The sequence below is a fragment of the Paraclostridium tenue genome (assembly GCF_039521565.1).
In the GTDB taxonomy this organism is placed as follows: domain Bacteria; phylum Bacillota; class Clostridia; order Peptostreptococcales; family Peptostreptococcaceae; genus Paraclostridium; species Paraclostridium tenue.
Genome location: NZ_BAAACP010000007.1, coordinates 107,299 through 133,961, shown reverse-complemented (window position 1 = coordinate 133,961; position 26,663 = coordinate 107,299). Strand labels below are relative to the sequence as shown.

Below are 26,663 nucleotides of genomic sequence, written 5' to 3'. Positions count from 1 at the left end.
ATTGAGTGTTCGAAATAATTATATTATTAGAAATGATTAAAATTTTCAAAACAACTATTGAGATAATCGTAAGATACGTAATTTAATTTGTCAATAAATTTTTAAAAATTTAAAATTGTAAAGTTTTATAAAAAATTAAAAAAGCTGCAAAATTTAATATTTGCAACTTTTTTAACTGTTAGAAAGTAAATCAGATATTGTTTTTGAAATATTTAATAAATCTTTAATAATATCTTGTTTATGAAACTTATTTAAGTAAGATTTGTGTCCGTATATGCTAAGTGTTGCTATAGCTTTTCCATTATTTAAAATAGGTGCACAGTAGCAAAGTTCATCGAAGTGATACTCCCCAGATTCATAAGCATAGCCATCATTTTTTATCTTTTTTAAGTAATTAACTAAATCATCAATATTTGTGAAAAAGTTATCCTTGAATCTGCTATTAGATACTTTTGAAAGGTAAATCTGTATTGCTTTATTAGAAGATTCCAACTGGCAGTTATAAGCTAACATACAATGAGCCACAGCAGGACGATAAGCCTCACAATTTAGAGGGTCATCATGTAGTGAATAAAAAGTTGTAGTGTAGTAACCAGAGTAGTTTCCTATCACAAAAACATTTGAACCTTCAATTACCGATAGAGAAACTGAACTATTGTATTTTTCTGCTAAAAATGCCATATATGGTCTTGCAGTAGTAGCTAATGGTAAATTATTAGCAGCTGAAAATCCAAGAACAAGTGCTTTATTACCTATTGTATACAGCCCTGTTTTAGGATCTTTTGACAAAAAATCTTTTTGATACATTGTAGTTAAAGTTCTATGAACAGTACTTCTGTGTAAGTTCATAACTTCAGCAATAGAAGAAACGGACATTTTACCACCATTTGCATGAATAAGACTTAACATATCTAAAGCCCTATCTAAACTTTGTAAAGAAGACAAACTTATATAAACCCCTTTCGAAATATATAATTTTTTCTTATAGTATAGCATAATTTAATGAAAATTAAAAAAATAATAAAAAGCTATTCCACATAGCGCAACAACTGAAAATAAATAATAGCTAAAAAATTTGAAAAATAAATTAAGCATATAATAAAAATCCTGAATTTACAATGTATTAATAATTTTTCATAAGAAAATAGTTTGAAAATAATGTTGCGTTATATGGAAAGTATTGCTAGAATAAAATTGAAATATATTTTAATCACTTAAAAACTTATTATTTTCAGTAAAATTCAAAACAGTTACATTTAAATCAATTCAAATATAATCAGATTAAATTCAATTAATTCAAAATAATAAAATTTAAAACAACTAAATTCGAAATAATTACACTTAATTAAATTCAAAACAACTATTAAAATTTATTTAGGGGAGAAGTAATTATGGATAATTTTAAACTATATACACCAATTAACATCGGTAATGTTGAAATAAAAAACAGAGTTTTAATGGCACCTATGAGCCTTGGTTATGAAGAAAAAGATGGAAATGTAAGTTCCAGACTTAAAGACTTCTGGATTGAAAGAGCCAAAGGTGGGGTAGGTCTTATTGTTGTAGATGCAGTTACAGTAGATAGCTCAGTTCCATATCTAGGATTTACAATTAGTTTAGGAGAAGATAAATTTATTCCTACATTTAAAGAATTTGTAGATGAAATTCATGCTAATGGTTCAAAATTATTTCCTCAAATTACACACCCGGGACCTGAATCTATTTCATGGATGTTTGGGAAAACACCAGTAGCTTCTTCAAACTATATAAATGGTTTAGGAAAATCAGTTAGAGAACTTAAAATAGAAGAGATTGAATCCATAATTGAACAATATGGTGATGCTGCAAGAAGAGCTAAAGAAGCAGGTTGCGATGGAGTAGAGTTTCATTGTGCCCATGCATATATGTTAGCAGGTTCTTTCTTATCGCCGCTTAGAAATAAAAGAAGTGATTGCTATGGAGGAAATTTAGACGGTAGAGCTAAGTTTGCACTTGATGTAATTAAAAATATAAAGAAAAAAGCTGGAGATGATTTCCCAATACTTATGAGAATTTCAGGTGATGAAAGAGTATTAGGTGGAAACACATTAAATGATATGTTGTATTTAGTACCTAAATTTGTAGAAGCCGGGATAGATGCTTTTGAAATTTCTGGAGGTACTCAATATGAGTTGTGTTGGAAGATAATTCCTTGCCACTATGAATCACCAGGAGTAAACATAAAAGAAGCTGAAGCCATTAAAAAAGTTTCTAAAGTACCTGTATTTGTAGTTGGAAAGATTAATGATATAAAACTTGGTGAAAATTTAGTTGAAAGAGACGTTGTAGATGGAGTAGTATTTGGTAGACCTTTACTTGCTGATCCTGAACTTGTAAATAAAGGATTTGAAGGAAGATATGAAGATATAAGACCATGTGCAAGTTGTGGTGGACCTTGTATAACAAGAGAAAGATCTAACCCAGTTGCAAAATGTGCAATAAATCCCGAACTTGGTCGTGAAAAAGAAATGGCTATTACAGAAGCAAAAATAAAGAAAAATGTAGTAATAGTAGGTGGTGGACCAGCTGGATTAGAAACTGCAAGAATTGCAGCTAAAAGAGGTCACAAAGTTACTTTAATTGAAAAGTCAGATAGACTTGGAGGTCAAATAAATCTTGCATCTATTCCTCCTCACAAACAAGATTTAACAAGATGGGTTAAATATTTAAAAACTCAAGTTGAAAAATCTAATGTTGAAGTAAAATTAAATACAGAAGCAACCGCAAAATATATAAAAGAATTAAATGCAGACGTATGTATTGTCTCAACTGGTTCAACTCCATTTATACCAAAGGTAAAAGGAATAGAAAATATTGAGGTTATTACAGGTAGTGATGTATTATCTGCAAAAGTTAAAGATGCAATACATGGAAAGGTTCTTGTAGTTGGAGGCAGTCTTGTAGGATGTGAAGTTACAGAAACAATATTACACAATGCAGTAGGACCTGTACAAATTCATATGATTGAAATGTTAGGTGAAATTGCACCAAATCTATGCCCAAATAATAAAGTACCTCTTATGAAAATGCTTAATGAAAAAGGTGTTGTAATGAGTACTAATACAAAACTTTTAGAAATCATAGAAGATGGTACAGGAGTTATCGTTGAAAAAGATGGAAAAGAAGAAGTGCTAAATGGATTTAGTAAAATAATTTTCTGTTGTGGTGCAAAACCAGTAAATAATTTAGCAGAGGAGCTAAAAGATATTGAAGTACATGTTATAGGAGATGCAAATAAGCCAGGACAAGTGCATCATGCTATTGAGGCAGGAGCAACACTTGCAAGAAAAATAGGAGATGTAGAAAATCCAGATGGTGAAAAAGTACTTGCAAATTAAAAAAGGGGGAGCAATTATGAGTACTATTGAAAAGTTAGAACAAAGATTAATAGCAATGGAAAAAGAAATTACAAGACTTAAAGATATAGAAGCTATAAAAAGTTTAAAGGGAAAATATCTACGTTGTTTAGATTCAAAGTTATGGGATACAATAGGAGAATGTTTTTGTGAGGATGTAACTACAAGTTACTCAGATGGAAAACTTTCTTTTACAGGTAAAGAAGAAGTTGTAAATTTCTTTAGAAATTGTATGCCACCAGAACATATAACCATGCATCAATGTCATACGCCTGAAATTGAGTTTGAAAGTGATACTAAAGCTTTTGCATACTGGTATTTAGGAGATAATTTAATATTATTAGATAGAAACATGGGAATTAGAGGCGGAGCATTTTATCGTGAAAGTTATGAAAAAGTTAATGGAGAATGGAAGATAAAAACGATTGGATATAAACGTACATTTGAAGAAAGATGGGATAGAAATGATCCCAAAAGTGCAAAAATTACTTACAATATGCATAGTAAAGAATAAAATAAAAACAGGTGTTGATAAAAATCAATACCTGTTTTTATTTTATAGATTTTTTATATTAAATATAGTGATAGCCTTATTTTTAATAATATGTATTTATATATGTTACTTTGAAGGTACATAATATACATTTAAAAGAAATATTAAAAATTAGAATAGTATAATTGGAAGAAATAATATATCAAAAATAATAAAACTAGCTAATATTTATTATTTGTGTTATAATAAATATTGTAGCAATACAAAAGTAAATCAAGAAAAATCTTGATCGGTTTATAGGAGACAGTCAAAATGACTAATGGAATAGTAAAATGGTTTAACAATGAAAAAGGATTTGGATTTATATCAGTAGAAGGTGGAGATGATGTATTTGCTCATTTCTCAGCTATACAAACTGATGGATTCAAATCATTAGAAGAAGGTCAAAGAGTAAACTTTAATATAGTTAAAGGTGCTAGAGGTCCTCAAGCTGAAAACATAACTATATTATAATATATATATTGTTTTTAAAGATCCTTGCGGGGGTCTTTTTTTATATCTTTAAAAATAGAGTACAAGTATAATCAGATTCGCTAAATTTTATTTTATGTATAAAATATAAAGGAAGATGGGAGATGTAGAGCATGTACAAAATTGGAGAATATATTATTTATGGTAATGATGGTGTATGTAAGGTAGAAGATGTGGGTGTACTCAATATTTCAGGGATTAATAAAAAAAGAGTTTACTATACACTTAAACCATTATATGAAAATGGAAAAATATTTACACCAATAGATACTAGTGTGTTTATGAGAAGCTTAATTACTTATGAAGAAGTTCAACAATTAATTGAAAGTATTCCTTATATAAAAGAAAAAAAATGTAATGAGAAAAATTCAAGGTTATTACAAATTTATTATAAAAATCTATTGCAAACACATGAATGCTCAGATTTATTAACTTTAATAGAAGGTGTTTATGAAAAAAAAGATAATGCTATAAAAAAAGGAAAAAAGCTTGGGCAAATAGATAACAGATTTATGAAAGTAGCTGAAGATCTAATCAAGGATGAGTTCTCAGTTGTTTTAGGAATACCTAGAGAAGAAGTTAAAAATTATATTAAAGAAAAAATAAAAGAGCATGAAAATAAATAGTGAGTCCATAATTAAATTTATACACTGTTACTTAAATATTGTTACTGTTTTTTAATAAATACAACATCAAAATCTAAATAAATATAATAACAATATTTAAGTAAATGGCATATATAAAATAAGTAAGTATTTTAATGTTTATATAAAAATAAAATTAAGGGGGAGTGGATATGTTTGATAATATATCTATCACTGGAATTACATCTTTAGATAAATATCCAAACTCTAAATGTGAAAAATACTATAAACAATGTTTAGATGATATTATGTTATGTATTCCATCTGAAAAGCCTGAGATAGAGTGTATAAATGAGGTTAATGCCAAAATATGCATAGAGGATTATACTGTTTTAAATACGATATTAGGTCCTAAATTATTTATAACAGGTAAAAAAAATATTAAAATAATATATACAGCTGATAATTGTCAACAATCTCTTCACTCAGCTCATTGGAGTATTCCATTTTGTGAATTTGTACTTTTAAAAGACCTTTCCTATGAAGAATGTAAAGATATCATAGAATCTATTTTTATTGGATTAGAGAATATATGTGTTAGACATTTTGAAAAAAATATTATTGATATTTCATTGTTATTTATTATTTGTCCTAAATTATATAATTTTAGTTATTGCCAAGAGTGTAAAAATTATTGCAACAATAACTTAAATAAATACTATCATGATATAGAAGATAAAGCATATAGGGGTAATGCAAATCATGATTTTTATGATTCGAAATGGAATAAATACCACAAGTAAATTTATATAAATAAAAAACATTACCGAAAGTTTTAACTTTCGGTAATGTTTTTTATTTATAATTTAAATATTGAATTACCTTCTTTAATTGTTTCTAAAATTTTTATATCTTTAATATCCATAGGATTAACTTTTAGTGGGTTTTTATCTAGAATAATTAAATCTGCTAATTTACCTTCTTTTATACTACCTTTTGTATTTTCCTCGAAATATTGATAAGCACCATTTATAGTGACTGCTTTTATGGCATCTAGTGGAGAAATTCTTTCATCTTCGCCTAATAATACTTTATTTTTAGTTACTCTATTTACAGCACACCATATAGTTTCTAACATATTAGGTTTTATAACTGGAGAGTCTTGATGGAGTGTAAATCTTATATTTTTTTTCAAGCAAGAATTAGAAAGGCTTATTTCACTAGCTCTTTTAAAACCAAAGTTTTTAATATGAATATCTCCCCAATGATAAACATGAGCTAAAAAGAAAGATGGTATCATTTTAAGAGATTTTACATCATCTAATTGATCTTTAGGAAGTAATTGAGCATGTATAATTACAGGCCTAATATCATTATCTAAATTACATATTTTTTTTGCAATTTTATATTGATTAATAAATTGATAACTAGCAGCATCTCCATTGCAATGTGCTAATAGTTGCATGTTATTTTTTATAGCCAACTCTATGTATTTTTCTAACTCACAATCTTTATAAGTAGGATAGCCTCTATATCCATCTTTTGCATCTATATAAGGATTTAGCATATAAGCTGTACGACTTTGAGGAGATCCATCTAAAAATATTTTATATCCACCTATTTTAAAGCGATTGACATAATTTTTTATACACCCATTAAAAGATTTAAGTAATACATCAGATTCTTTTATATCTATATATCCAACATAGTCTAACTCTAGCATATTTGATTTTTTTATGTAATTTAATATATCTGTCATTAAAGGAACTATCATACCTTCTTGCATAGTCGTAATACCAAAAGACTTATATATTTCTTGAGCTTTAGAAACTGATTTTACCAATTCATTAAATGAAGGCATAGGTATTTTTTGAACATAATTTATAAAAGAATTTTCTTCAAGGTAACCAGTAGGCTCATTATTTTTTTTGTATATGATTCCACCTTCAGGATTTTTAGTATCGCTAGTAATATTTAATTCTTTTAATCCAAGAGAGTTTAAAACACCACTATGTCCAGATTGATGTTTTATTACAACTGGGTTATTAGGTGCTGCTTTGTCTAAAATCTCTTTAGTAGGATTAATTTTTTCATCTAGGTTATTATGGTCATAATTAGTAGCTACAACCCATTTTCCATTGGGAATATTGTTATCTTTAATAAAATTACTTATTATATTAATAATTTCATTAAAATTAGAAGCATTTTCTAATGAGGGTTGAAGTAAAGATTGAGAATAAGCAAAAAAGTGACTATGACAATCTATAAATGAAGGCATTAATGTTTTTCCTTTTAAATCTATCATTTGTGTATTTTCACTTGTAAATTTTAATAAATCATTTTTTTCTCCAACTTTAAATATTTTACCATCTTTGACTAATATTGAGTTACAATACAGCTTATCCTCTAGTGTTAATATGTCTCCGTTGAAAAATAATTTCTCGTTCATAAGAACATCTCCCTAAGTTAAAATTGAATAATGTTTGTCTATAGTATTATTTAACATTATACTATAAATTTATACTGATGTTAATTTACAATCTCATTTTTACATGCAGTATATTGCACTCATTATAAACTTTAGATATTTCCTTAAACCCAAGGGATGAATATAGACTTTTTATGTATTCCTGAGCTGATAAAGTTATATGGTCTTCTTTTAAATTATCTTTAACAAAATTAATAGCTTCAATCATCATATTACGGGCTATACCATATCCTCGAGACTCCTTTAAGACTAATACACGACCAATAGATACATCTTCATAAGAGCTAAATTCTTTTGGTATTATCCTAGCGTAAGCAATTATTTTATTACTTTTTTCAAGAAAGATATGATAACAATTTTTATCTATATCATCAAAATCATTTTCTTCAAATATATGTTGTTCACATGCAAAAACTTCGTATCTAGCTTTAGCTATTTCATAAAATTCGTTTGTATTTAAATCTTTAAAATGTTTTATTTTATACATAATACTATCCACCTTTTCAATTAATTAAGTTAAGAATATAACTATATAATAACTTAGTTAATATATAATTAGAAGTATAAATATAAATAGCAATTTACAAAACATATATAATTTACTATTATATAATCAGTAATGTACATATAATCAAACACTAAAGCTATGACTAAAGAAAGGGGAAAATATGAAGAAATTACTAATATCTATTGTAATATTTATGACTGTTGTAATTTTAACAGGTTGTGTAGATTCAGATATAACTTTAAATGTAGATAAAAAAGGAAATGTAAGTGTATCTACTCAAATATTAAGTAACGATTATTTAATGAAAAATATAAAAGAACAAGATTTAAAATCAAAATTTGATAACGTTGAAAAAATAAAAGAATCAGGTAAAAGTGGTTTTAAAATAACTGAAAATCTAGGAAATATTACCGATTTAAAAATAAAGGATAACAAAAATCTTAGTGAATATGCTGACATTATAGACATAAAGAAAAATGAGAAATTCTTATACACAATGTATGATGTTAATATAAAATTAAAAGACTATATGCAAAAAAATATGGGTAAAGAAGAAATGGGAGTGCTTAATTTATTTGGTTCAGGATTTAATTTAGGACTTCATTTAAATGTACCAATAGAACTTACTGAATCAAATGCTACATCTAACTCTGTAAAAAATGGCATATACACATATAACTGGGACTTTACATTAAATAATTTAAATAACATACATGTAGAGGGTAAAGTACCAAATATAAAAAATATATTAATATTATCAGTAGCTATACTAATATTAATAATAATATTAGCAATATTAATAATAAGAAAAATTAAAAACAAAGCAGATAAAAAATAGTTGGCAAGTTGCCAACTATTTTTACTAAATTATGAATATAGTTTATAAACTAAAAATCTTTCACAACAATCTTTTTCATATAACCCATGTAGTTTAACTTCTTCAAATAATAAAAAACCGGTATTATTTTCAAGAAAATATATATAATCTTCAGAAGGATAATAAAGTATTACATCTATAACTCTTGGATTTTCATCATAAGAATCTAAAATATTATTTATAATTTTTCTAAATATGTTAACTGAGAAAGGATTGAAAAAATAAAATTTATTTTCTAAAGGTTTAATTTTATAATCTTGACCTAACATACACTTAAAATCTATTTGATTAGATAATCTTTTATGTTTATCTAAGTAATTTTCTTTATTAATTAAACAGTCTTTGTAATAAGTTTCATCCATTTCAATTCCAGTAACATTACATTTAAAAAAACTATTTAAATAAAATATAAGTCTTCCTTTACCACAGCCAAAGTCAACCACATAATCACTTTTATCCATAGTATAATTTTTAAACAATATATGAAGGGCAATATATGAAGTAGCTTGATAAGGATGGTAATGTGTTATGCTTTCATCCCAAAGTTTTTCACCTGTAGTATCTATATTTAATAATTTTTCATAAAACTTTTCATCCATTTAATTTCCTCTTTCATTAGTATTAGTTACTATATTGTATAGGTTTTTAAGTATGTAGACAACAGTATATTAAATATTTGCAATATTATATGCATATCTTTTAGTTTTTACATTTTTTATGTATAATAGTAATAAGTAAAGTCTAGGGGGTAGTGAATGTATTATAATGAGAATTTAAAACAACTTAACATAGGATTATGTGTAAGTATATTTATATGTGCATTTTTATCTATGTTAAAAATAGTTGAAGGAGACTTTATAACTAAAATGATATTAGTTGGATTATCACTTCAACAATTAACATTAGCGTATAATGAATACAAATTAAAGAAAACACATAGAGCAGTTTTTTCTTTATTGGTAGCTATACTTATAGGGATAGTTTTTATGAAAATGTTTAAATAAACAGGAGGAGTATCATGGTTAAATTAATAGCAACTGATATGGATGGGACATTACTAAATAGTAATCACGAAATTCCAAATGACTTTAAGGAAACTATAGAAGCTTTAAAAGAAAGAAATATAATATTTGCTATATCTACAGGAAGAAATTATTTAGATATAGTTTATAAATTCAATGAGTATAAAGATGAATTACTATTTATATGTGAAAATGGAACAGCTATATATTATAAAGACAAGTGTATATATTCTAAGTTCTTGGAAAAAAGCACTGTAGAGAAACTTGTAAAAATAGGTCGTGATGTGAAAGATGCATACCCTGTACTTTGTGGAACAAAGGGGTTATATTTAGAAAATAATGAAGCAATAGAATTGCTTAATATACATTTTCCAATGAATGTTCCAGTGATAAAAGTAGATTCATTACTAGATGTAGATGATGTAATATTTAAAGTTAATATGTTTGATATGAAAGATGCAGAAACAAATAGTTACTCTAGATTTAAAAAAGAAAATATAGAAAATGTAACATTAACTCCATCAGGTAAATATTGGCTAGATATGTATAGCTTAGGAGCTAACAAAGGAATAGCAATAAAAAAAGTACAAGAGATGTTTGATATAAGTTATGAAGAAACTATGGTTTTTGGAGATCATTTAAATGATATAGAAATGATGAAAAGTGCGTATTATAGTTATGCCATGAAAAATGGACATGATGATGTAAAAAAAATCGCTAATTTTGAAACTAAGTATACTAATGAAGAATGTGGAGTTACTAAAACTATACAAGAAGAAGTTATACAAAAGGAAACATTAGCATTATAAAAAAACTATCTTAAAATACTAAGCTTTATATGTATTTTAAGATAGTTTTTTTATTTAAATAAATTTAGTAAATATTGTTGCATGTGATATTAAAATATTATACTGTTGTATTAAGTAATTAATACAATAAGGAAGTGATAAAACTTGACCTGGGAATTTGACAATAATAAACCTATATATTTACAATTGGTAGATATATTAAAATTTAAAATAATATCAGGGGAATTTGAAATAGGATCTAAATTAAATTCTGTAAGAGATATGGCATCAGAAGCAGAAGTTAATCCAAATACTATGCAAAGAGCATTGGCAGAGCTAGAGAGGGAAGGGCTACTACATAGTCAAAGAACAAGTGGAAGATTTGTTACAAGTGATGAAGATAAAATAAAAAACATGAGAAAAGAAATAGCAAACAAAGAAATAAATTCATTGAAAGAAAAACTAATACAATTAGGATATAAAAAAGATGAAATTAGAAACCTTATAAAAACTAATATAATGGAGGGGTAATAATGAATGAAAGTATAGTAGAATTTGAGGGAGTATATAAAAAATATGGGTATAAAGAAGTATTTAAAGATTTAAATATAAATATTCCAAGGGGAAAGATAGTAGGACTATTAGGACCAAATGGAAGTGGTAAAACCACTATGATAAAAATTATAAATGGATTAACTCAATGTGATAAAGGTAAAGTTAAAATAAATGGATTAAAGCCATCAATAAAAACTAAAGAAATAATATCTTACCTACCAGATAGAAATCATTTAAACGAAGATATGAGAGTTAAAGATGTATTAAAGTTTTTTAATGATTTTTATAAAGATTTTGATATAAAAAAAGCAAATGATATGATTAAAAAACTTAACCTAAATATAAATGAAAAAATAAAGTCTATGTCAAAAGGAACTAAGGAAAAAGTAGCATTAATTTTGGTTATGTCAAGAAATGCAAAATTATATATACTAGATGAACCTATAGGTGGCGTAGACCCAGCATCAAGAGCTTATATAATAAAAACTATATTAAAAAATTATAAAGAAGACTCAACTCTTTTAATATCAACACATCTTATAAATGAAATTGAAAATATATGTGATGAAGTAATAATAATTTCTAATGGAAAAATTATATTAAAGGGTGAAGTAGATGATATAAGGGAGAATAAAGGTATGTCTATAGATGCTTTATTTAAGGAGGAGTTTAAATGTTAAGAAAACTATTAAAATATGAGTTAAGAGCAACTGGTAAAGTTTTAATACCGATGTATCTTGCTATATTAGGTATGTGTATTATAAATAGTATATTTATAAGTAGCAACGTATCATTAATTAACAAACAAATTTTTGGTATAGTTACTATGGCATTGCTTGTAGCATTAATTACATTAACAATAGTAATATGTATACAAAGGTTTAAAAAGAATTTACTAGAAGATGAAGGATATTTAATGTTTACTCTTCCTTTAAGTAGTACTAAATTAATACTATCTAAATATATATCGTCTGTATTATGGATTATTGCAACTATTATAGTTACTATAATTTCTTATAGTATATTTATGATTCAACAAGCGACATCTATAGGAATGATATATGGTTCAGGAATTACCTTGTATATAGATGATAAGGTAATTAGTTTTCAAGAGTTAACACGTACTAATAAAGATTTAATAGTTATTATTCTTTCAATATTATTGTTTATTAGCATATTATCTATAATAGTATTTATAGTTTATAATTCAATTGCAATATCTCAATTATCTATATTTGCTAAGTACAAAAACATCTCAGCAATTTTGATTTTTATTACAATAAGTAGTTTAGTAACCATTTTAAATACAATAAATAATAATATAGGATTAAAACCAGATATTTCAAATTTAGAATTTATGGGAGCATTTATTAAAGTAATGACTCTTGGAATATTACAAAATATATTTATAATTATTATTTTATATATAATTTAAATTTATACATTAACCAAGAAACTTAATTTAGACTAATAAGGTAAATTTTATATCGTTTAAAAAACTTTAAAAATCATAACCTAATCTTAAGAAATTAAGAAAGGGTGATTATATGAAAAAGTCTAAAAAATATGATGAATATAAAAATGAAGCTCAGACAATGCATGCTATGGTAAATTATACTCAAACAAGTAAAGAATTTGAATCAGAATATGAAGAAAGTCAAACTGTAGATAAAAAAATGTCCTCAAAAAGACAAGGAGCTTTAACTAAACAAATAACTAGCTAATATATATTTAAAGGTAGCTTAAAAGCTACCTTATTTTTATTTAATAGTTATTAAATATTTAGTAGGTATATTAATATGAAAAATAGAATTATTATTAAGAAGATTAAATTTATTTTTAAAATTTAATAATAAGGGGGATAACATGGAAAAATTAAACTTTAGACAAATACATTTAGACTTTCATACGAGTGAATATATTAATGATATAGGTGCTGATTTTAATAGTAATAAATTTGCACAAACTCTTGATGAAGCATGTGTAAATTCCATAACATGCTTTGCTAGGTGTCATCATGGATGGTTATATTATCCATCTAGAAATAAACCAGATATGATTCATCCAAACTTAAAAAATAAAAATTTATTAATTGAACAAATAAAAGCATGTCATGAACTAAACATAAAAGTACCAATTTACACGACTGTCCAATGGGATGGATATATAAGTGAAAATTATCCTCAGTGGTTAAGTAAAGATATTAACGGAAATCCGATTTGTACTCAAAATGTAGATAAGCCACACTTTTATAATACAATATGTTTAAATTCACCATACCGAGAATATTTTAAAGAGCATATAATTGATATAATTGAATCAGTAGGGTATGAAAATATAGATGGATTTTTTATGGATATTTTGTTTGCAGTAGATTGTAGTTGTGATTATTGTAAAGAAAAAATGAAAGGTTTAAATATAGACATTAATATAAAAGAAGAAAGATTAGCTTATTCAAATATAATGTTAAATGAATTTAGAAAAGAAGTAACAGATTTAATAAATTCTAAAGTAAAAGATGCTACTATTTTTTATAATAGCTCACATATAGGACCTAGATTTTGGGATTCTTTAGGTGCATTTACACATTTAGAATTAGAGTCACTTCCAAGTGGGGGATGGGGTTATGATCATTTCCCAACAACTGTAAGATTTGCAAGACTTTTAGGAAAGGAAATTTTAGGAATGACAGGGAAGTTCCATACTTATTGGGGAGACTTCCATTCTTTAAAAAACCAAGCAGCCTTAGAGTTTGAATGTTTTAATATGTTAGCACAAGGATGTAAATGTTCAATAGGAGATCAATTGCATCCAAATGGTAATTTATCAAAATCAGCTTATGAATTAATTGGAAAAGTATATAAATCTGTTAAAGAAAAAGAAAAATATTTATCAAATGTTAAAGTTATATCTGAAATAGGATTATTAACACCAGAAGGTTTTAACAATGAAAAAGGAACATCTCAAGCTTTAATAGGAGCTGTTAGAATGTTACAAGAATTATCATATCAATTTGATATTATTGATATGAACATTGATTTTAATAACTACAAATTAATAATCATACCAGATACTATAAAAGGAAATTTAAAATTAAAAGAAAGACTTGAAGCTTATGTGGAAAATGGGGGAAAAGTAATAGGAAGCTATGAAAGTTTAGATTTAAATGAAGAAATAGATTTCTTTGGAAATAAGCGATTAGGAAAATCAAAGTATGATCGAGACTTTATAATGCCAAATGATAAAATAGGAAAGAGTTTGCCAAAAGAAGAATTTGTAATGTACTTAAGTAAAATAGATACAAAGTGTGTTAATTCAGATATCTTATTAGATACAATAAATCCATATTTTAATAGGGGAGAAGATGGAAAGTTCTGTTCTCACCAACACACTCCATCTAGTAAAAAAATAGGTAATCCAGCTGCCACTTTACATAAAAATAAAATTTATTTTGCTCATCCTATATTTAGTATATATAGAAAAAATGCAGCTAGATGGTGTAAAGAAATTATAAAAGATGCAATTGATTTATTAATGGGTAGTAAGCTAGTAAGTCACAACGGGCCATCAACAATATTAACAACATTACAATATGATTTAGATAATAATGGATATGTACTACATTTACTTCACTATATAACAGAAAAAAGATCTCAAGATATTTATACTATAGAAGATATAATACCTTTATTTAATATTGAATTTACTTTAGAAATAGAGAATTTTAATATAAGTAGTATTAGAAAATATCAAAGTGATGAAAGTATAAGTTTTACTAAAGATAATAACAAAATCAAGTTTAAAATTGATAAAATTTATGGACATGAAATGATAATAATTAGATAAAATTAAAGTAATGTAAAGACTGTAGTTTAAAAATAATAAACTACAGTCTTTATTATTTTTAACAAAAAATATATAATAAAAGTCATGACTTAAAAGAAATTAGGTGAGTAAATGGATTTTAAAATAGTAAATGAAGTATTACTACAAAACATAGATAAATATAGATTAGATAGAGGAAGAGACTATTATAAAAAAGGTTACATAGAAGAAAGTAATTATTCTAAAGAAGAAAATAAAATTAGTTTTTATGGAAGCATAGTTTCTAAATACCAAAGAGAAATTTATGATAGCTTTTTAATTATAGACATAGATAATGAAGAGATTATAAGTAGTGGTTGTACTTGTGAAGATTTCAATCAAAACACTACACTCCACAATAACTTTATATGTAAGCATATAGCATCAATCACTTTAAAAGGAATTGATGAACTAAAAGTAAATATAGTTTATAATTTAAAGCTAAAAACTCTTGATATAAAAGAAAAAACTAAACCTAAAGTAAATACAAGATTTATAAATAAAGATTTATTAAATTATTTTAAAGTAATTCCAAAGGAAAAAGTTAATATAGAAGTAGATATAACAAATTACCTAAATGATACCTTAGAAGCAGAATTTAAAATAGGTAATGATAAAATGTATGCGCTAAAAGATTTTAAGCAATTTGCAGCAGCTAGAATAGAAGGAAACAGCATAGTTTATGGAAGAAGTTTTGTATACGATCCTAAAAGTAGTTATTTTGAGGATGATGAAAGCTTGGCACAGTTTATAGAAGACTATGGATTAAGTTTAGCTGATAATATAAATGCAAGAAAAAATAGATATATGATATTAAACTCAAGTTTACTTAAAAGGCTTATGAAGTGTATGAAGTATAAAGAATTTAATTTTAACTTTGATAGAAAAACGTATAATCCACAAATCATAGATGATAATGTTCCAATAAATGTAGATATAAAAAAAGTAGAAGATAAAATAGTTATATCAAGTAATAAGAAACTACCAATACCTTTATCCAATAAAGGAGATGTAGTGTTTTATGAAGGTAATATTTATTTGCTTTCAGATATGAATGGAATTTATTATAAAAAGCTATACGAAGTTTTAAAGGAATATAAAACTATAGAGTTTGAAAAAGAAGAAATAAGTGAATGTCTAACAAACTTGATACCAAAACTTAAAGAAATATCAAGAAGTATAAATATAGATGACAGTATAACTAATAATATAGCAAAAGATTTAATTGTAAAATATTACTTTGATCTAGAAGAATCTAAAATAATTTGCAATGTAAAAATGTACTACGAAGGTGAAGAAGAAGGTAAATTTGTAATTAGAGATGTTGAAAAAGAAGAAGCAGCAATATATAGACTATATACAAATTATTTTGAAAAAGACAAAGATAAGTATGTATTTAGAGGTGCAGATGCGCAACTATATGATTTTTTAAGTAAAGAAATAAATAGGCTTAAAAATATTGGAGAAGTTTATTACTCAGACAAATTCAAAGAAAAAAAAGTATATAACTCTTTTAATATAAAAGTTGGATTAGGTGAACAAATAAATCACTACTTAGAATTTAAGTTCAAGATAGAAGATATAGATAGCAAAGAATATAAAGAAATACTAAAAGCATTTAAAGCTAATAAAAGATTTTATAAACTTAAAAATGGAAACTTCATAAATCTAGAAGAAGATGAAACTAAAGAAATGTTTAAACTTATGGAAAGTTTAGGTTTTACTAACAGTATAAAAGAAATGAATATACATCAAAGTAAAGCTATGTATATAAATGAAATATTAACAGAAAAGAAACTTCCATATATAGATGGTATTGAAAATGTTAATAAAATAATTGATGAGTTTAACAATATTGAAAATATAATTTATGAAGTTCCTAATGATTTAAAAGCTAATCTTAGAGACTATCAATTAGAAGGTTTTAAATGGTTTAAAACACTAGATTATTGTGGATTTGGGGGTATACTAGCAGATGAGATGGGTTTAGGTAAAACTCTTCAAACAATAACATTTTTACTGTCTAAAAAAGGATGTAAAAGTATTGTTATAACTCCAACATCACTTATACATAACTGGAAAAATGAGTTTGAAAATTTTGCACCAAGCTTAAATATAGGTATAGTTCATGGAAGTAAAAAAGAAAGAGAATCAATAATTGATAATCTTGAAAACATAGATGTGTTACTAACTACATATGGTTCACTAAGAAATGACTGTGAAAAATATGAAAATATAAATTTTGATTATATAATTATAGATGAAGCTCAAAATATTAAAAACCCAACATCTATAACTACTGATGCAGTTAAAAGTATAAAAGCTAAATGTAAATTTGCACTTACAGGTACACCTATAGAAAATAATTTATTAGAATTGTGGTCAATTTTTGATTTCATAATGCCAGGGTATTTATACAATGTAAGTAAGTTTAATGCTATCTTTATAAGAGATGAAAGTAATATTATAAGATTAAAAAAACTTATAAAACCTTTCATTCTAAGAAGAACTAAAAAGCAGGTTATAAAAGAATTACCTGATAAAATTGAAAAAAAGTTTTTAGTAGAATTAAGTAGAGAACAAAGAAAAATATATAAAACTTACGTAGATGAAATACAAAGAAAGCTACAAGATAAATATGAAAGTAATGATAAAATTACTGTATTGTCTTATTTAACTAAGCTTAGACAATTATGCTTAGATCCAAGCTTAATAGTAACTGACTATAAAGGAAAAAGCTCAAAAATAAGTGCTTGTATAGAAATACTAAAAGATATCATAGAAAATGATGATAAAGTATTGGTATTTTCTCAATTTACAAGTGTATTACAAAATATAGCAGTTGTCCTTGATAAAGAAAACATAGAATATAATTATTTAGATGGACAAACTAAAGCTACAGATAGAATTAAATTAGTAGATGATTTTAATAAAAATATTAATAAAAAAGTGTTTTTAATATCTTTAAAAGCAGGAGGAACAGGACTTAATTTAACTTCTGCAAATACAGTAATTCACTTTGATCCATGGTGGAACATATCAGTTGAAAATCAAGCAAGTGATAGAGCACATAGATTTGGACAAAAACAAACAGTAGAAGTTATAAAGTTAATAGCTAAAGGAACAATAGAAGAAAAAATTGTTAAGCTTCAAGAAAACAAAAGCAAGTTAATAGATGATATAATAAGTAATGAATTGTCAGACTCAGGAGTGCTTAAAAATTTATCTAATGATGAAATATTAGATTTATTGACATAAATAGAAAGGTAAAATAATATGAGTAAAAAAATATTTAACGGAAAGAAACTAAAAAATGCTAGAGTATATAGAGGAAAGACTGTAGATATTTTAGCAAAGGAAACTAAAATAAACAAAAAGGATATATTAGCTTTTGAAGGAGATAAATATAAGCCAACATTAGAAAATGAAATGAAATTAGCTAATGCCTTAGGTTTCCCAAAAGATTACTTTAGTGAAAAAGATGCTGTAAATGTAGTAGTTGAAAATACGCATATCAGAACGGAATCTACATTACCAAGAGTAGATGATATAGCCTTTAAAGAAAAATTAGTAATGACTCACAGATTACTTAAATTTATACAAGGATATATAAAATTCCCTGAAATGAATTTACCTAATAATTTAAATAGAAATAATGATATAGAAGAATTAGCTCAAAAGGTAAGAGAATTTTTTGATTTAGGCAATGGACCTATAGGAAATATGGTTAGTTTACTTGAAATAAATGGTATATTTATATCAGCTACAAATATAGACAAAAAAGGGGCTTTAGCTTTTAGTCAAAAACAAAGCATCGACAAAGAATCTAGATACTTTATAGCTTTAGGAAATGACAAAAAATCAGCTCCTATAAGAAATTACGACTTAGCTTATGAATTGGCATATATAATATCAGCTGAAGCAAATATTCAATCTAAAAAGTTTTCAAAAGATGAATTTGCATGTGCATTTTTAATGCCAAAAGAAAGCTTTTTAGAAGATTTAGAAGGGGTACATGAATTAGAAGATTATATAGAACTAAAGAAAAAGTGGATAGTTCCTATATGGGCTATGATTTTAAGAGGATATCAATTAGGAAAAGTAAGTTACAAAAAGTATATGTATTTAATGAATGAAATTGATAAAAAAGGGTGGTCTAAAAAAGAACCACTAGATGACAATATAAAATCTACTCATCCAATATTACTAAAAAAAGCATTTGATATGTTAATTGAAAGTAAGTTAATGAATGAAGGCTTATTTATGAATAATTTAGCTAATTATGGTCTTAGCATATATCCACAAGATATAGAAGAATTACTTGGATTAAAAGAAGGAACTTTATCTAAAAATATAAATAAAAACAATAAAGATAATGTTAGAACAGTTAACTTTAGAAAATAAATTAAAATGGGGATGACTTTTGTCATCCCTTAAAAAATATATTAAAAATTTACATTAATATAAGCACATAACCCATAGCAACTATTGCAACAGCACACCAAGTTATACCACCTAAAATCATAGGTTTTGCACCTTTTGTAAACAAGTCTTTTATATTTATTTTATAACCTACACCTACTAAAGCAGTAGTTACCAAGAATTTATAACCTTTTTTGAAAAATGGAGATATGGATTCGGGAAAAAATCCAAATGTATTTAGTATAGCCATACCCAAAAAGCCTAGTATAAACCAAGGAAACACATCTATAATTATTTTCCCAAAAGATTTTTTAGGTTCATTAGATGAATCTCCCAAAGCATTTGCACTTATAAGTTGAGCTTCTTTTCTTTTTTCATTTACAACAACGATTGTAAATACAATAGCTACTACAACTAAGAAAGTAGTCCTAGTAAGTTTAACTATAACTGGCAATTCAGCAGCGGAAGATATACCTATAAGTTTTGCAAAAGTATCACCAGCAGCAACGACACTAGATGTATCACTTATGGCTGTACCAGCAAGCAAACCAAATTGATTTGGAGTTAAGTTTAAGCTATTAGCTATAAATGGAAATGCTAGAGCCGCGAAAACATCAAATAAAAATATTGCTGTCAAAGCATAAGCCATTTCATCATCATTTGCATTTATTATTGGACTAACAGTAGCTATAGCAGTACCACCGCATATAGCAGTACCAGAGCCAACCAATCTTCTTGTATTTATAGAAACTCCTAGAGCTTTACCAACCAATAAGGCAGTTAAGAATGATAGACATATATTTGTAATAATTAGTGGAAGTGCATTTCCACCAGTTTGAATTATTGCATTAAAGTTAAGTGTAGCACCAGCTAAAATAATACCAAACTTTAAAAGTTTTTTTGCTGCATAGGTAGTTCCTTTTTTATAGTCTCCTTTTGCGGGCTTTATATTTCCTAATAAAGCGCCTAGAAATAAACCTATCATAGGTGCACCAACTATATGTTGAAGATTTCCTAAAAATGTAGAAATACTAGCTAAAATTACACAAACTCCTAATCCCATCAACATTCCTGTTGACATAAAATCCCCCCCTAAAAATAAATATTGTTAATTAAATATTTATCCAGCTCTTGATTTGAATTATAGTGTTAAGGAAAAGGTTTTTGCAACAAGTTTTTTTAAAATTAAAAAATTAAAATAAATAAAAATGCAAATTTGAACTTTCTAAAACGTGAGAATTAACAGTAGTTAAGGTGTTTAAAAATTGTTTATTTTATTAAAAAAATCTACATATTCTGAAGCGAATATAGAATCTTTTAAATATATAAAATTAAATTCATGAGATAACTTCATAGAATTTATATCTAGCATTATCAATTCTTTTTTTTCTAATTCATCCATTACAGCAACTTTATAAATTATAGATATACCAAAATTATTTTTTACTAAATCTTTTATTAAATTAATATTACCTACTTGAAGTAGGGAGTTAAAATTTTTATGAGAATAATTTTGTTCATAAAGCCACAGCTCAAAGATATCTCGGCTACCTGAACCTTGTTCTCGAAGAATTAAATTTTCTCCAAATAAGTCATCAATAGATAAATTAGATCTTTTAGCAAGGTGATTTTCTGGAGAAGCAATAAAAATAAAATCTTCATAACTAAATAAATGAGTTTCATAATCTGCTTTATTAAAATGGCCTTCAATAAAACAAAATTCTAAAACACCTTTTTTTAGCATATCTAATAATGTTTTTGTATTATCAACAACCATGGATAAATTAGCATTTGGACAATCTTTTAAATAATTTTTTATAATATTTGGCATAACAAACTCACCAATACTACGAGTTGCTCCAAATGATAAAGACTTAGATATACATTTTGAATTTTTTAAATCATTTTCAATAGATAAAGATAGGGTTTTTAATTTTAAAATATTATTTAAAAAGTCTTGACCTAGCTTAGTTAGAGTTAAATTTTTTCCTATGTAATCAAATAATTTTATATTATATTTAGATTCTATGTATTTGATATGTTGGCTAACGGCAGGTTGAGTAATACATAGTCTCTGTGCTGTTTTTGTATAACTTCTAGTTTCACATAAGTCTATAAATGTTTTTAATCTAAAATCTATCATAGTATCCCCCCAATACACTTTTGATAAGAAAAGTGTACTATAAGTTAAATTTATAAATCAATAAGATTTTATAATTTTACATTATACTAGACAGTTGATACACTTTAGTTAAATAGAACTTGTTAAAAATATAATTAATATAAATTTTTGGAGGGGTAATATGAAAGTATTAGTAATTGGGGGAGTTGCTGCAGGAACTAAAACAGCTGCAAAACTAAAACGTGAAAATAGAGATTTAGATGTAACTCTTATAACTAAGGGAGAGAATATTTCATATGCAGGATGTGGACTTCCATACTATGTCGGGGGAGTTATAGAAAATAAATCAGATTTGATAGTAAATACTCCTAAGAGTTTTTCTGATTTAACTCAGGTAGAAGTTAAAACCGGAATAGAGGCTTTATCTATAGATAGAAAAGAAAAAATAGTAAATGCAATGAATTTAAATAATAATGAAGAATTTAAATTTAATTATGATAAATTGGTTATAGCAACAGGTGCAGATCCAGTAAAACCACCTATAGAAGGAATAGATTTGGAAGGAGTTTATTATATGAGAACTCCAAATGATGCTATAGCTGTTCGTGAAGTTGTTGAAAATGATAATGTAAAAAGAGCTGTGGTAGTAGGAGGAGGATTCATAGGACTTGAAGTTGCTGAAAATCTTCATGAAATGGGAGTTAAAACAACTTTGGTTGAAGCTATGGATCACATAATGCCAGGATTTGATGATGAGGTATGTTCCTATGTTGAAGATGAATTAATGGAAAATGGAATAATGGTTTTAACAGGAGAAAGATTAATTTCTATAGAGGGAGATAATAAAGTAAAGAAAGTAAGAACAGATAAAAGAGCTATGAAAGCAGATATGATAGTAATGGCTGTTGGTATAAGAGCTAATACAAAGATTGCAAGTGATTGTGGTTTAGAATTAGAGGAAAATAAGACTATAAAAGTTAATGAATATATGCAAACCAATGATGAAGATATATATGCAGTAGGTGATTGTGTAACAGTAAAAAATATACTAAGTGGAAAGCCTGTATGGTCTCCAATGGGATCATCTGCAAATAAAGAAGGAAGATGTGTTGCTAAAACTATAAGTGGAGAAAAGACTCCATTTAATGGTGTATTAGGAACTGGAATAGTAAAGTTATTAAATTTAAATGCAGCAAGAACTGGACTAACTGAAAAAGATGCAAAAAATTTAGGATATGAAGTAGAAAGTGTCATAGTTCCAATAGATGATAAAGCTCATTATTATCCAGATTCTAAAATGATAATTATTAAGCTTATAGCAGATAAAAACAGTAAAAAGGTATTAGGAGCTCAAATATTTGGAGAAGGAAATGTTGATAAACAAATAGATATAGTTGCAACAGCAATAACTTTTAATGCTACAATCGGTGATTTACAAAATTTAGATTTAGCATATGCACCACCTTTTTCAACAGCTATACACCCATTAGGTCATGTGGCAAATGTACTTTTAAATAAAATTAATGGAGATGTAAAAATAGTAAGGTACAATGATTTTGTTGAAAATCAAGAAGATTATAAATTAGCAGATGTAAATAAAAAACCTCAATTAGAAGGTATACCATTTATAGATTTAGCAACGCTAAATGGAAAGTTAGATGAGTTTGAGTATGATGATAAAATTCTTTTAGTTTGTGCTAGAGGTAAAAGAGCTTATTTAGCATACAATAGAATGAAGCATTTTGGGTATAAAGATGTACAAATTTTAGAAGGTGGATTAGCTTTAAATAGAGAGATAAACACTGAAATGGGGGTAAATTAATTATGAAAATAACAGATGCAATGAGAAAAGAAGTTAAGGGACAAGGATTTTTATCAAATAATGATGGGAAACATTTTTCTTGTAGGGTTATAACTGAAAATGGAGCTATAACTGCAGACCAATTAATAAATGTTGCAGAAATAGCTAAGAAGTACGGAAGCGGAGATATATCGTTAACATCAAGACTTACTTTAGAAATACCTGGAATTAAATATGAAGATATAGAAAATACTAAAGAGCATTTAAAAAAGGATAATTTAGTTTCAGGTGGAACTGGTTCTAGAGTAAGACCTATAGTTCCATGTAAAGGTACAGTTTGCACATTTGGACTTTGCAATACACAGGGAATAGGAACTAAGCTTCATAAAGAGTTTTATGAAAAATGGTATGATGTAAAATTACCACACAAATTTAAAATAGGAGTTGGAGGATGTCCAAATAACTGTATAAAGCCTAGTTTAAATGATTTTGGAGTAATAGGACAGTTTGTACCAGACTTTGATGAAGATATGTGTTCAGGATGTAAAAAATGTGCTCCTAGAGATACTTGTAAGGTAGGAGCTATAAGCATGGTTGATGGTAAAGCTTTTATAGATAGAGAAAAATGCAATAACTGTGGGTTATGTATAGGAAAATGTCATTTTGATGCAATTGATGAAGGGAAAAAAGGTTTAAAGATATATTTAGGAGGTAAATGGGGTAAAGCCTCAAGACCAGGAACTCCTATATCAGGAATACATAGTGAAGAAGAAATGATGAATATATTAGAAAAGACTCTTCTTATATATAGAGAACAAGGTAAAACAGGAGAACGCTTTGGAGATATGATAGATAGAATAGGTGTTGAAAACATAGAAGTTCAAGTTTTAGGAAATGAAGTACTTGAAAGAAAAGAAGAAATATTAGAAGCTCAATTACATACTGTAGGTGGAGCTACTTGTTAATAAAAAAACTTGCAAAATTTTAATTTTGCAAGTTTTTTTTTATGTTTAATTTTAATACGAATTTAGAGAATTTTTAAGATTTTATAGACATATTCTTACGGATAAGGTATATTTTTAATGTATATTGTATACTTGAATAATTTTCTAAAATAGGAAAAGTTTATTTTGGACATATTAAATAAGTAAATATGAGTAAAGGAGATACACTATATGACGAAAAAAGGAAAAGAGTTTGAAGAAGATCCTAGATATAAACAATGTAATAAAGAGGCTATAATGGGATTAGTATTAGGTATAGTCAATTTAATCTGGTGGTTTGGATTTGGATATGGTTTAGGATCAAAACCTGTATCAGAATATACATATATGTTTGGTTTTCCATCATGGTTTTTTATGAGTTGTATAGTAGGAGGAGTACTATTTTCTATATTAACCGTTATAATGATAAATAAATTTTTCAAAAATATGTCATTAGATGGATTAAGTGAAGATGAGTTAAAAGAATATAGAAAGGAATATAAATAATGAAATCTATAAACTTTCAAGTTTTAATTCCTATTATAATATACTTTATAGTTGTGTTTGTAGTAGGTTTTTATTCAATGAAATTTGTAAATAGAGCTAAAAATAAAGCTGCCGGAGAAAAAGGATTTATGGATGAATACATGACAGGTGGAAGAGATTTAGGTGGGTTTGTTTTAGCTATGACATTGGTTACAACTTATTTAAGTGCAGGAAGTTTTATTGGAGGACCTGGAACTGCCTACACTCAAGGATTAGGATGGGTATTTTTAGCTATGGCTCAAATGCCAACAGGTTATTTTACGCTTGCAGTTCTTGGTAAAAAATTTGCAATTATAGCTAGAAAAATAAATGCAGTGACAATCACTGATTTTTTAAGAGAAAGATATAAATCAGATTCAGTAGTTATATTAACATCTATATCTATAGTAGTATTTTTTATAGCAGCGATGGCAGCACAATGGGTAGGAGCAGCAAGACTTTTACAAGGAGCTATTGGAATCGATTATAAATTAGCTCTTACAGCTTTTGGAATAACAGTAATTGTACATACAGTAATAGGTGGATTTAGAGCTGTCACTATATCAGATGCAATACAAGGCGTTATAATGACTATTGCAACCATTGCAATATTTATAGGAACACTAATAGCTGGTGGAGGAGTAGAGAGACTTATAAATAATATGCAAAGTATAAATAAAGGACTTATAACTCCATTTGGTGTAACTCCAGGGCATATGAGTATAGCATGGGTAACTTCTTTTTGGATTTTAGTTGGGTTTGCAGTAGTTGGTATCCCATCTGTTTCTCAAAGGGCTATGAGTTATAAAGATACTAAGAGTTTGCATGATGGAATAAAATATGGAACTATAGTATCTATGGTATTACTTTTAGGGATGCATTTAGTAGGTGCTTTTTCTAGAACTTTAGTTACAGGGATTGAATCTGGAGATTTAGTTATTCCAACTATAACTACTCAATTATTTCCGCCTGTAATAGCAGGTATAGTTTTAGCAGGGCCACTAGCATCAATAATGTCGACTGTGGATTCTCAACTATTAGTTGCCTCTGGTTCTATAGTAAATGATATATATACTAACTATATAAATCCTAAAATAAAAAAAGATGCTAAAAAAACTGCTACTATAAGTTTATTAGTTACAACAGTTTTAGGTATAATTATATACATTGTAGCTATAAAACCACCAGATTTAATAGTATGGTTAAATTTATATGCAAATGCAGGAATAATAGCTACATTTTTATGGCCAATTGTTTTAGGACTATATTGGAAAAGGGCAAATGCAAGTGGAGCTATAGCATCTATAATAACTGGTATTTTAACATATATATTATTTAGTTATATTTGGCCAAGACCATTTGGAATGCATACTATAGTTCTTCCTTTATTAATATCACTACTTTCTTTTATTATAGTATCAAAAATTACAAAACCTCCAACAGATGAAACAATTGAAATTTTCTGGGGAGTTTATAAAAAATAGTTTAAAAGCTATCTTTTTAATATATTAAAAGGATAGTTTTTTTATTTATAATTATAAATTTGGGCAATCATATAATATAAAGTAAAAATTTTATAAAATAAGTAATTAGAGGATTGTTAGTATGTGAATATTATAATCATTGAAAAATATAATGATTATAATAGAAAGAATCAATTTCTAATTTGTAGAAAAGTGTCATAAAATAAAAATATAGGAAAAAT

The 26,663-nt window shown here is 26.4% G+C and carries 25 protein-coding genes; 19 read left to right on the top strand and 6 right to left on the bottom strand.

Annotated features, from left to right (window positions below; all coding sequences use genetic code 11):
• Positions 1-171: 171 nt before the first annotated feature.
• Entirely contained in the window at positions 172-945 is a 774-nt protein-coding gene (locus tag ABFX13_RS07350; RefSeq protein WP_346044427.1) for an IclR family transcriptional regulator, read from the bottom strand.
• A 446-nt stretch (positions 946-1,391) separates the two neighbouring features.
• Between ABFX13_RS07350 and ABFX13_RS07345 the strand changes: the two genes are divergently transcribed.
• From ABFX13_RS07345 to ABFX13_RS07325, 5 genes are all read left to right on the top strand, one after another.
• Entirely contained in the window at positions 1,392-3,377 is a 1,986-nt protein-coding gene (locus ABFX13_RS07345; protein WP_346044423.1) for an FAD-dependent oxidoreductase, read from the top strand.
• A gap of 16 nt (positions 3,378-3,393) precedes the next feature.
• Positions 3,394-3,909, top strand: coding sequence for a nuclear transport factor 2 family protein (locus tag ABFX13_RS07340; protein WP_346044421.1), 516 nt, complete (start codon positions 3,394-3,396; stop codon positions 3,907-3,909).
• A 291-nt stretch (positions 3,910-4,200) separates the two neighbouring features.
• On the top strand, positions 4,201-4,401 hold the full coding sequence (locus ABFX13_RS07335; protein ID WP_187005669.1) for a cold-shock protein: 201 nt from the start codon (positions 4,201-4,203) through the stop codon (positions 4,399-4,401).
• A gap of 131 nt (positions 4,402-4,532) precedes the next feature.
• Positions 4,533-5,045 (top strand): CarD family transcriptional regulator, encoded by a 513-nt coding sequence (locus ABFX13_RS07330; RefSeq protein WP_346044417.1) that lies wholly within the window; start codon positions 4,533-4,535, stop codon positions 5,043-5,045.
• Positions 5,046-5,215: 170 nt separating this feature from the next.
• Positions 5,216-5,806, top strand: coding sequence for a DUF3794 domain-containing protein (locus ABFX13_RS07325; protein WP_346044413.1), 591 nt, complete (start codon positions 5,216-5,218; stop codon positions 5,804-5,806).
• 56 nt (positions 5,807-5,862) lie between these two features.
• Here ABFX13_RS07325 and ABFX13_RS07320 read toward each other — a convergent pair whose 3' ends face one another.
• A complete protein-coding gene (locus ABFX13_RS07320; RefSeq protein WP_346044410.1) occupies positions 5,863-7,452 on the bottom strand; it encodes an amidohydrolase in 1,590 nt (529 codons plus the stop codon).
• An 85-nt stretch (positions 7,453-7,537) separates the two neighbouring features.
• Positions 7,538-7,978, bottom strand: coding sequence for a GNAT family N-acetyltransferase (locus tag ABFX13_RS07315; RefSeq protein WP_346044408.1), 441 nt, complete (start codon positions 7,976-7,978; stop codon positions 7,538-7,540).
• 181 nt (positions 7,979-8,159) lie between these two features.
• Between ABFX13_RS07315 and ABFX13_RS07310 the strand changes: the two genes are divergently transcribed.
• A complete protein-coding gene (locus ABFX13_RS07310; protein ID WP_346044405.1) occupies positions 8,160-8,837 on the top strand; it encodes a hypothetical protein in 678 nt (225 codons plus the stop codon).
• A 29-nt stretch (positions 8,838-8,866) separates the two neighbouring features.
• On the opposite strand, the gene ABFX13_RS07305 is transcribed toward ABFX13_RS07310, so the two are convergent.
• Positions 8,867-9,475: a class I SAM-dependent methyltransferase gene (locus ABFX13_RS07305; protein WP_346044403.1), complete on the bottom strand. Its 609-nt coding sequence runs from the start codon at positions 9,473-9,475 to the stop codon at positions 8,867-8,869.
• Between the two features lie 156 nt (positions 9,476-9,631).
• Here ABFX13_RS07305 and ABFX13_RS07300 point away from each other — a divergent pair, with 156 nt between their 5' ends.
• From ABFX13_RS07300 to ABFX13_RS07260, 9 genes are all read left to right on the top strand, one after another.
• A complete protein-coding gene (locus tag ABFX13_RS07300) occupies positions 9,632-9,880 on the top strand; it encodes a hypothetical protein (protein ID WP_346044401.1) in 249 nt (82 codons plus the stop codon).
• Positions 9,881-9,894: 14 nt separating this feature from the next.
• Positions 9,895-10,707: an HAD family hydrolase gene (locus tag ABFX13_RS07295; RefSeq protein ID WP_346044399.1), complete on the top strand. Its 813-nt coding sequence runs from the start codon at positions 9,895-9,897 to the stop codon at positions 10,705-10,707.
• A 186-nt stretch (positions 10,708-10,893) separates the two neighbouring features.
• Complete coding sequence (locus ABFX13_RS07290) at positions 10,894-11,217, top strand: GntR family transcriptional regulator (RefSeq protein ID WP_346044392.1); 324 nt, start codon at positions 10,894-10,896, stop codon at positions 11,215-11,217.
• Between the two features lie 2 nt (positions 11,218-11,219).
• Positions 11,220-11,921 (top strand): ABC transporter ATP-binding protein, encoded by a 702-nt coding sequence (locus ABFX13_RS07285; RefSeq protein ID WP_346044389.1) that lies wholly within the window; start codon positions 11,220-11,222, stop codon positions 11,919-11,921.
• Positions 11,915-12,676, top strand: coding sequence for a hypothetical protein (locus ABFX13_RS07280; RefSeq protein ID WP_346044387.1), 762 nt, complete (start codon positions 11,915-11,917; stop codon positions 12,674-12,676). Before ABFX13_RS07285 ends, ABFX13_RS07280 begins: the two co-directional genes overlap by 7 nt.
• 112 nt (positions 12,677-12,788) lie before the next feature.
• Positions 12,789-12,965 carry a hypothetical protein gene (locus ABFX13_RS07275; RefSeq protein ID WP_346044385.1) on the top strand — a complete coding sequence of 59 codons (177 nt, stop codon included), beginning with the start codon at positions 12,789-12,791 and terminating at the stop codon, positions 12,963-12,965.
• Between the two features lie 142 nt (positions 12,966-13,107).
• Complete coding sequence (locus ABFX13_RS07270; protein WP_346044383.1) at positions 13,108-15,087, top strand: alpha-amylase family protein; 1,980 nt, start codon at positions 13,108-13,110, stop codon at positions 15,085-15,087.
• Positions 15,088-15,198: 111 nt separating this feature from the next.
• Positions 15,199-18,363, top strand: a complete 3,165-nt coding sequence (locus ABFX13_RS07265) for a DEAD/DEAH box helicase (protein WP_346044381.1) — start codon at positions 15,199-15,201, stop codon at positions 18,361-18,363.
• Between the two features lie 18 nt (positions 18,364-18,381).
• Positions 18,382-19,509 (top strand): XRE family transcriptional regulator, encoded by a 1,128-nt coding sequence (locus ABFX13_RS07260; protein WP_346044379.1) that lies wholly within the window; start codon positions 18,382-18,384, stop codon positions 19,507-19,509.
• A gap of 49 nt (positions 19,510-19,558) precedes the next feature.
• Here ABFX13_RS07260 and ABFX13_RS07255 read toward each other — a convergent pair whose 3' ends face one another.
• On the bottom strand, positions 19,559-20,608 hold the full coding sequence (locus tag ABFX13_RS07255) for a YeiH family protein (protein WP_346044377.1): 1,050 nt from the start codon (positions 20,606-20,608) through the stop codon (positions 19,559-19,561).
• Positions 20,609-20,785: 177 nt separating this feature from the next.
• Positions 20,786-21,670: a LysR family transcriptional regulator gene (locus tag ABFX13_RS07250; RefSeq protein WP_346044375.1), complete on the bottom strand. Its 885-nt coding sequence runs from the start codon at positions 21,668-21,670 to the stop codon at positions 20,786-20,788.
• Between the two features lie 160 nt (positions 21,671-21,830).
• Between ABFX13_RS07250 and ABFX13_RS07245 the strand changes: the two genes are divergently transcribed.
• The 4 genes from ABFX13_RS07245 to panF all read left to right on the top strand — a co-directional run bounded on the left by ABFX13_RS07245 (position 21,831) and on the right by panF (position 26,442).
• The gene (locus tag ABFX13_RS07245) at positions 21,831-23,471 is read left to right on the top strand and encodes an FAD-dependent oxidoreductase (protein WP_346044373.1); all 1,641 of its coding nucleotides are present in this window, start codon (positions 21,831-21,833) and stop codon (positions 23,469-23,471) included.
• Between the two features lie 2 nt (positions 23,472-23,473).
• Positions 23,474-24,415, top strand: coding sequence for a 4Fe-4S binding protein (locus tag ABFX13_RS07240; protein WP_346044371.1), 942 nt, complete (start codon positions 23,474-23,476; stop codon positions 24,413-24,415).
• Positions 24,416-24,625: 210 nt separating this feature from the next.
• The gene (locus ABFX13_RS07235; RefSeq protein WP_346044369.1) at positions 24,626-24,940 is read left to right on the top strand and encodes a YhdT family protein; all 315 of its coding nucleotides are present in this window, start codon (positions 24,626-24,628) and stop codon (positions 24,938-24,940) included.
• A complete protein-coding gene (panF, locus tag ABFX13_RS07230; RefSeq protein WP_346044367.1) occupies positions 24,940-26,442 on the top strand; it encodes a sodium/pantothenate symporter in 1,503 nt (500 codons plus the stop codon). The genes ABFX13_RS07235 and panF overlap by 1 nt, the downstream gene beginning before the upstream one ends.
• Positions 26,443-26,663 lie beyond the last annotated feature (221 nt).

Excerpts from the sequence above, each read along its gene's own strand:
- ABFX13_RS07265 (WP_346044381.1), top strand. The coding sequence starts at position 15,199 with ATGGATTTTAAAATAGTAAATGAAGTATTACTACAAAACATAGATAAA.
- ABFX13_RS07240 (WP_346044371.1), top strand. The coding sequence starts at position 23,474 with ATGAAAATAACAGATGCAATGAGAAAAGAAGTTAAGGGACAAGGATTT.
- ABFX13_RS07280 (WP_346044387.1), top strand. The coding sequence starts at position 11,915 with ATGTTAAGAAAACTATTAAAATATGAGTTAAGAGCAACTGGTAAAGTT.
- ABFX13_RS07260 (WP_346044379.1), top strand. The coding sequence starts at position 18,382 with ATGAGTAAAAAAATATTTAACGGAAAGAAACTAAAAAATGCTAGAGTA.
- ABFX13_RS07245 (WP_346044373.1), top strand. The coding sequence starts at position 21,831 with ATGAAAGTATTAGTAATTGGGGGAGTTGCTGCAGGAACTAAAACAGCT.
- ABFX13_RS07285 (WP_346044389.1), top strand. The coding sequence starts at position 11,220 with ATGAATGAAAGTATAGTAGAATTTGAGGGAGTATATAAAAAATATGGG.
- ABFX13_RS07255 (WP_346044377.1), bottom strand. The coding sequence starts at position 20,608 with ATGTCAACAGGAATGTTGATGGGATTAGGAGTTTGTGTAATTTTAGCT.
- ABFX13_RS07275 (WP_346044385.1), top strand. The coding sequence starts at position 12,789 with ATGAAAAAGTCTAAAAAATATGATGAATATAAAAATGAAGCTCAGACA.
- ABFX13_RS07345 (WP_346044423.1), top strand. The coding sequence starts at position 1,392 with ATGGATAATTTTAAACTATATACACCAATTAACATCGGTAATGTTGAA.
- ABFX13_RS07310 (WP_346044405.1), top strand. The coding sequence starts at position 8,160 with ATGAAGAAATTACTAATATCTATTGTAATATTTATGACTGTTGTAATT.
- panF (WP_346044367.1), top strand. The coding sequence starts at position 24,940 with ATGAAATCTATAAACTTTCAAGTTTTAATTCCTATTATAATATACTTT.
- ABFX13_RS07270 (WP_346044383.1), top strand. The coding sequence starts at position 13,108 with ATGGAAAAATTAAACTTTAGACAAATACATTTAGACTTTCATACGAGT.
- ABFX13_RS07325 (WP_346044413.1), top strand. The coding sequence starts at position 5,216 with ATGTTTGATAATATATCTATCACTGGAATTACATCTTTAGATAAATAT.
- ABFX13_RS07250 (WP_346044375.1), bottom strand. The coding sequence starts at position 21,670 with ATGATAGATTTTAGATTAAAAACATTTATAGACTTATGTGAAACTAGA.
- ABFX13_RS07235 (WP_346044369.1), top strand. The coding sequence starts at position 24,626 with ATGACGAAAAAAGGAAAAGAGTTTGAAGAAGATCCTAGATATAAACAA.
- ABFX13_RS07340 (WP_346044421.1), top strand. The coding sequence starts at position 3,394 with ATGAGTACTATTGAAAAGTTAGAACAAAGATTAATAGCAATGGAAAAA.
- ABFX13_RS07315 (WP_346044408.1), bottom strand. The coding sequence starts at position 7,978 with ATGTATAAAATAAAACATTTTAAAGATTTAAATACAAACGAATTTTAT.
- ABFX13_RS07295 (WP_346044399.1), top strand. The coding sequence starts at position 9,895 with ATGGTTAAATTAATAGCAACTGATATGGATGGGACATTACTAAATAGT.
- ABFX13_RS07335 (WP_187005669.1), top strand. The coding sequence starts at position 4,201 with ATGACTAATGGAATAGTAAAATGGTTTAACAATGAAAAAGGATTTGGA.
- ABFX13_RS07330 (WP_346044417.1), top strand. The coding sequence starts at position 4,533 with ATGTACAAAATTGGAGAATATATTATTTATGGTAATGATGGTGTATGT.
- ABFX13_RS07300 (WP_346044401.1), top strand. The coding sequence starts at position 9,632 with ATGTATTATAATGAGAATTTAAAACAACTTAACATAGGATTATGTGTA.
- ABFX13_RS07305 (WP_346044403.1), bottom strand. The coding sequence starts at position 9,475 with ATGGATGAAAAGTTTTATGAAAAATTATTAAATATAGATACTACAGGT.
- ABFX13_RS07320 (WP_346044410.1), bottom strand. The coding sequence starts at position 7,452 with ATGAACGAGAAATTATTTTTCAACGGAGACATATTAACACTAGAGGAT.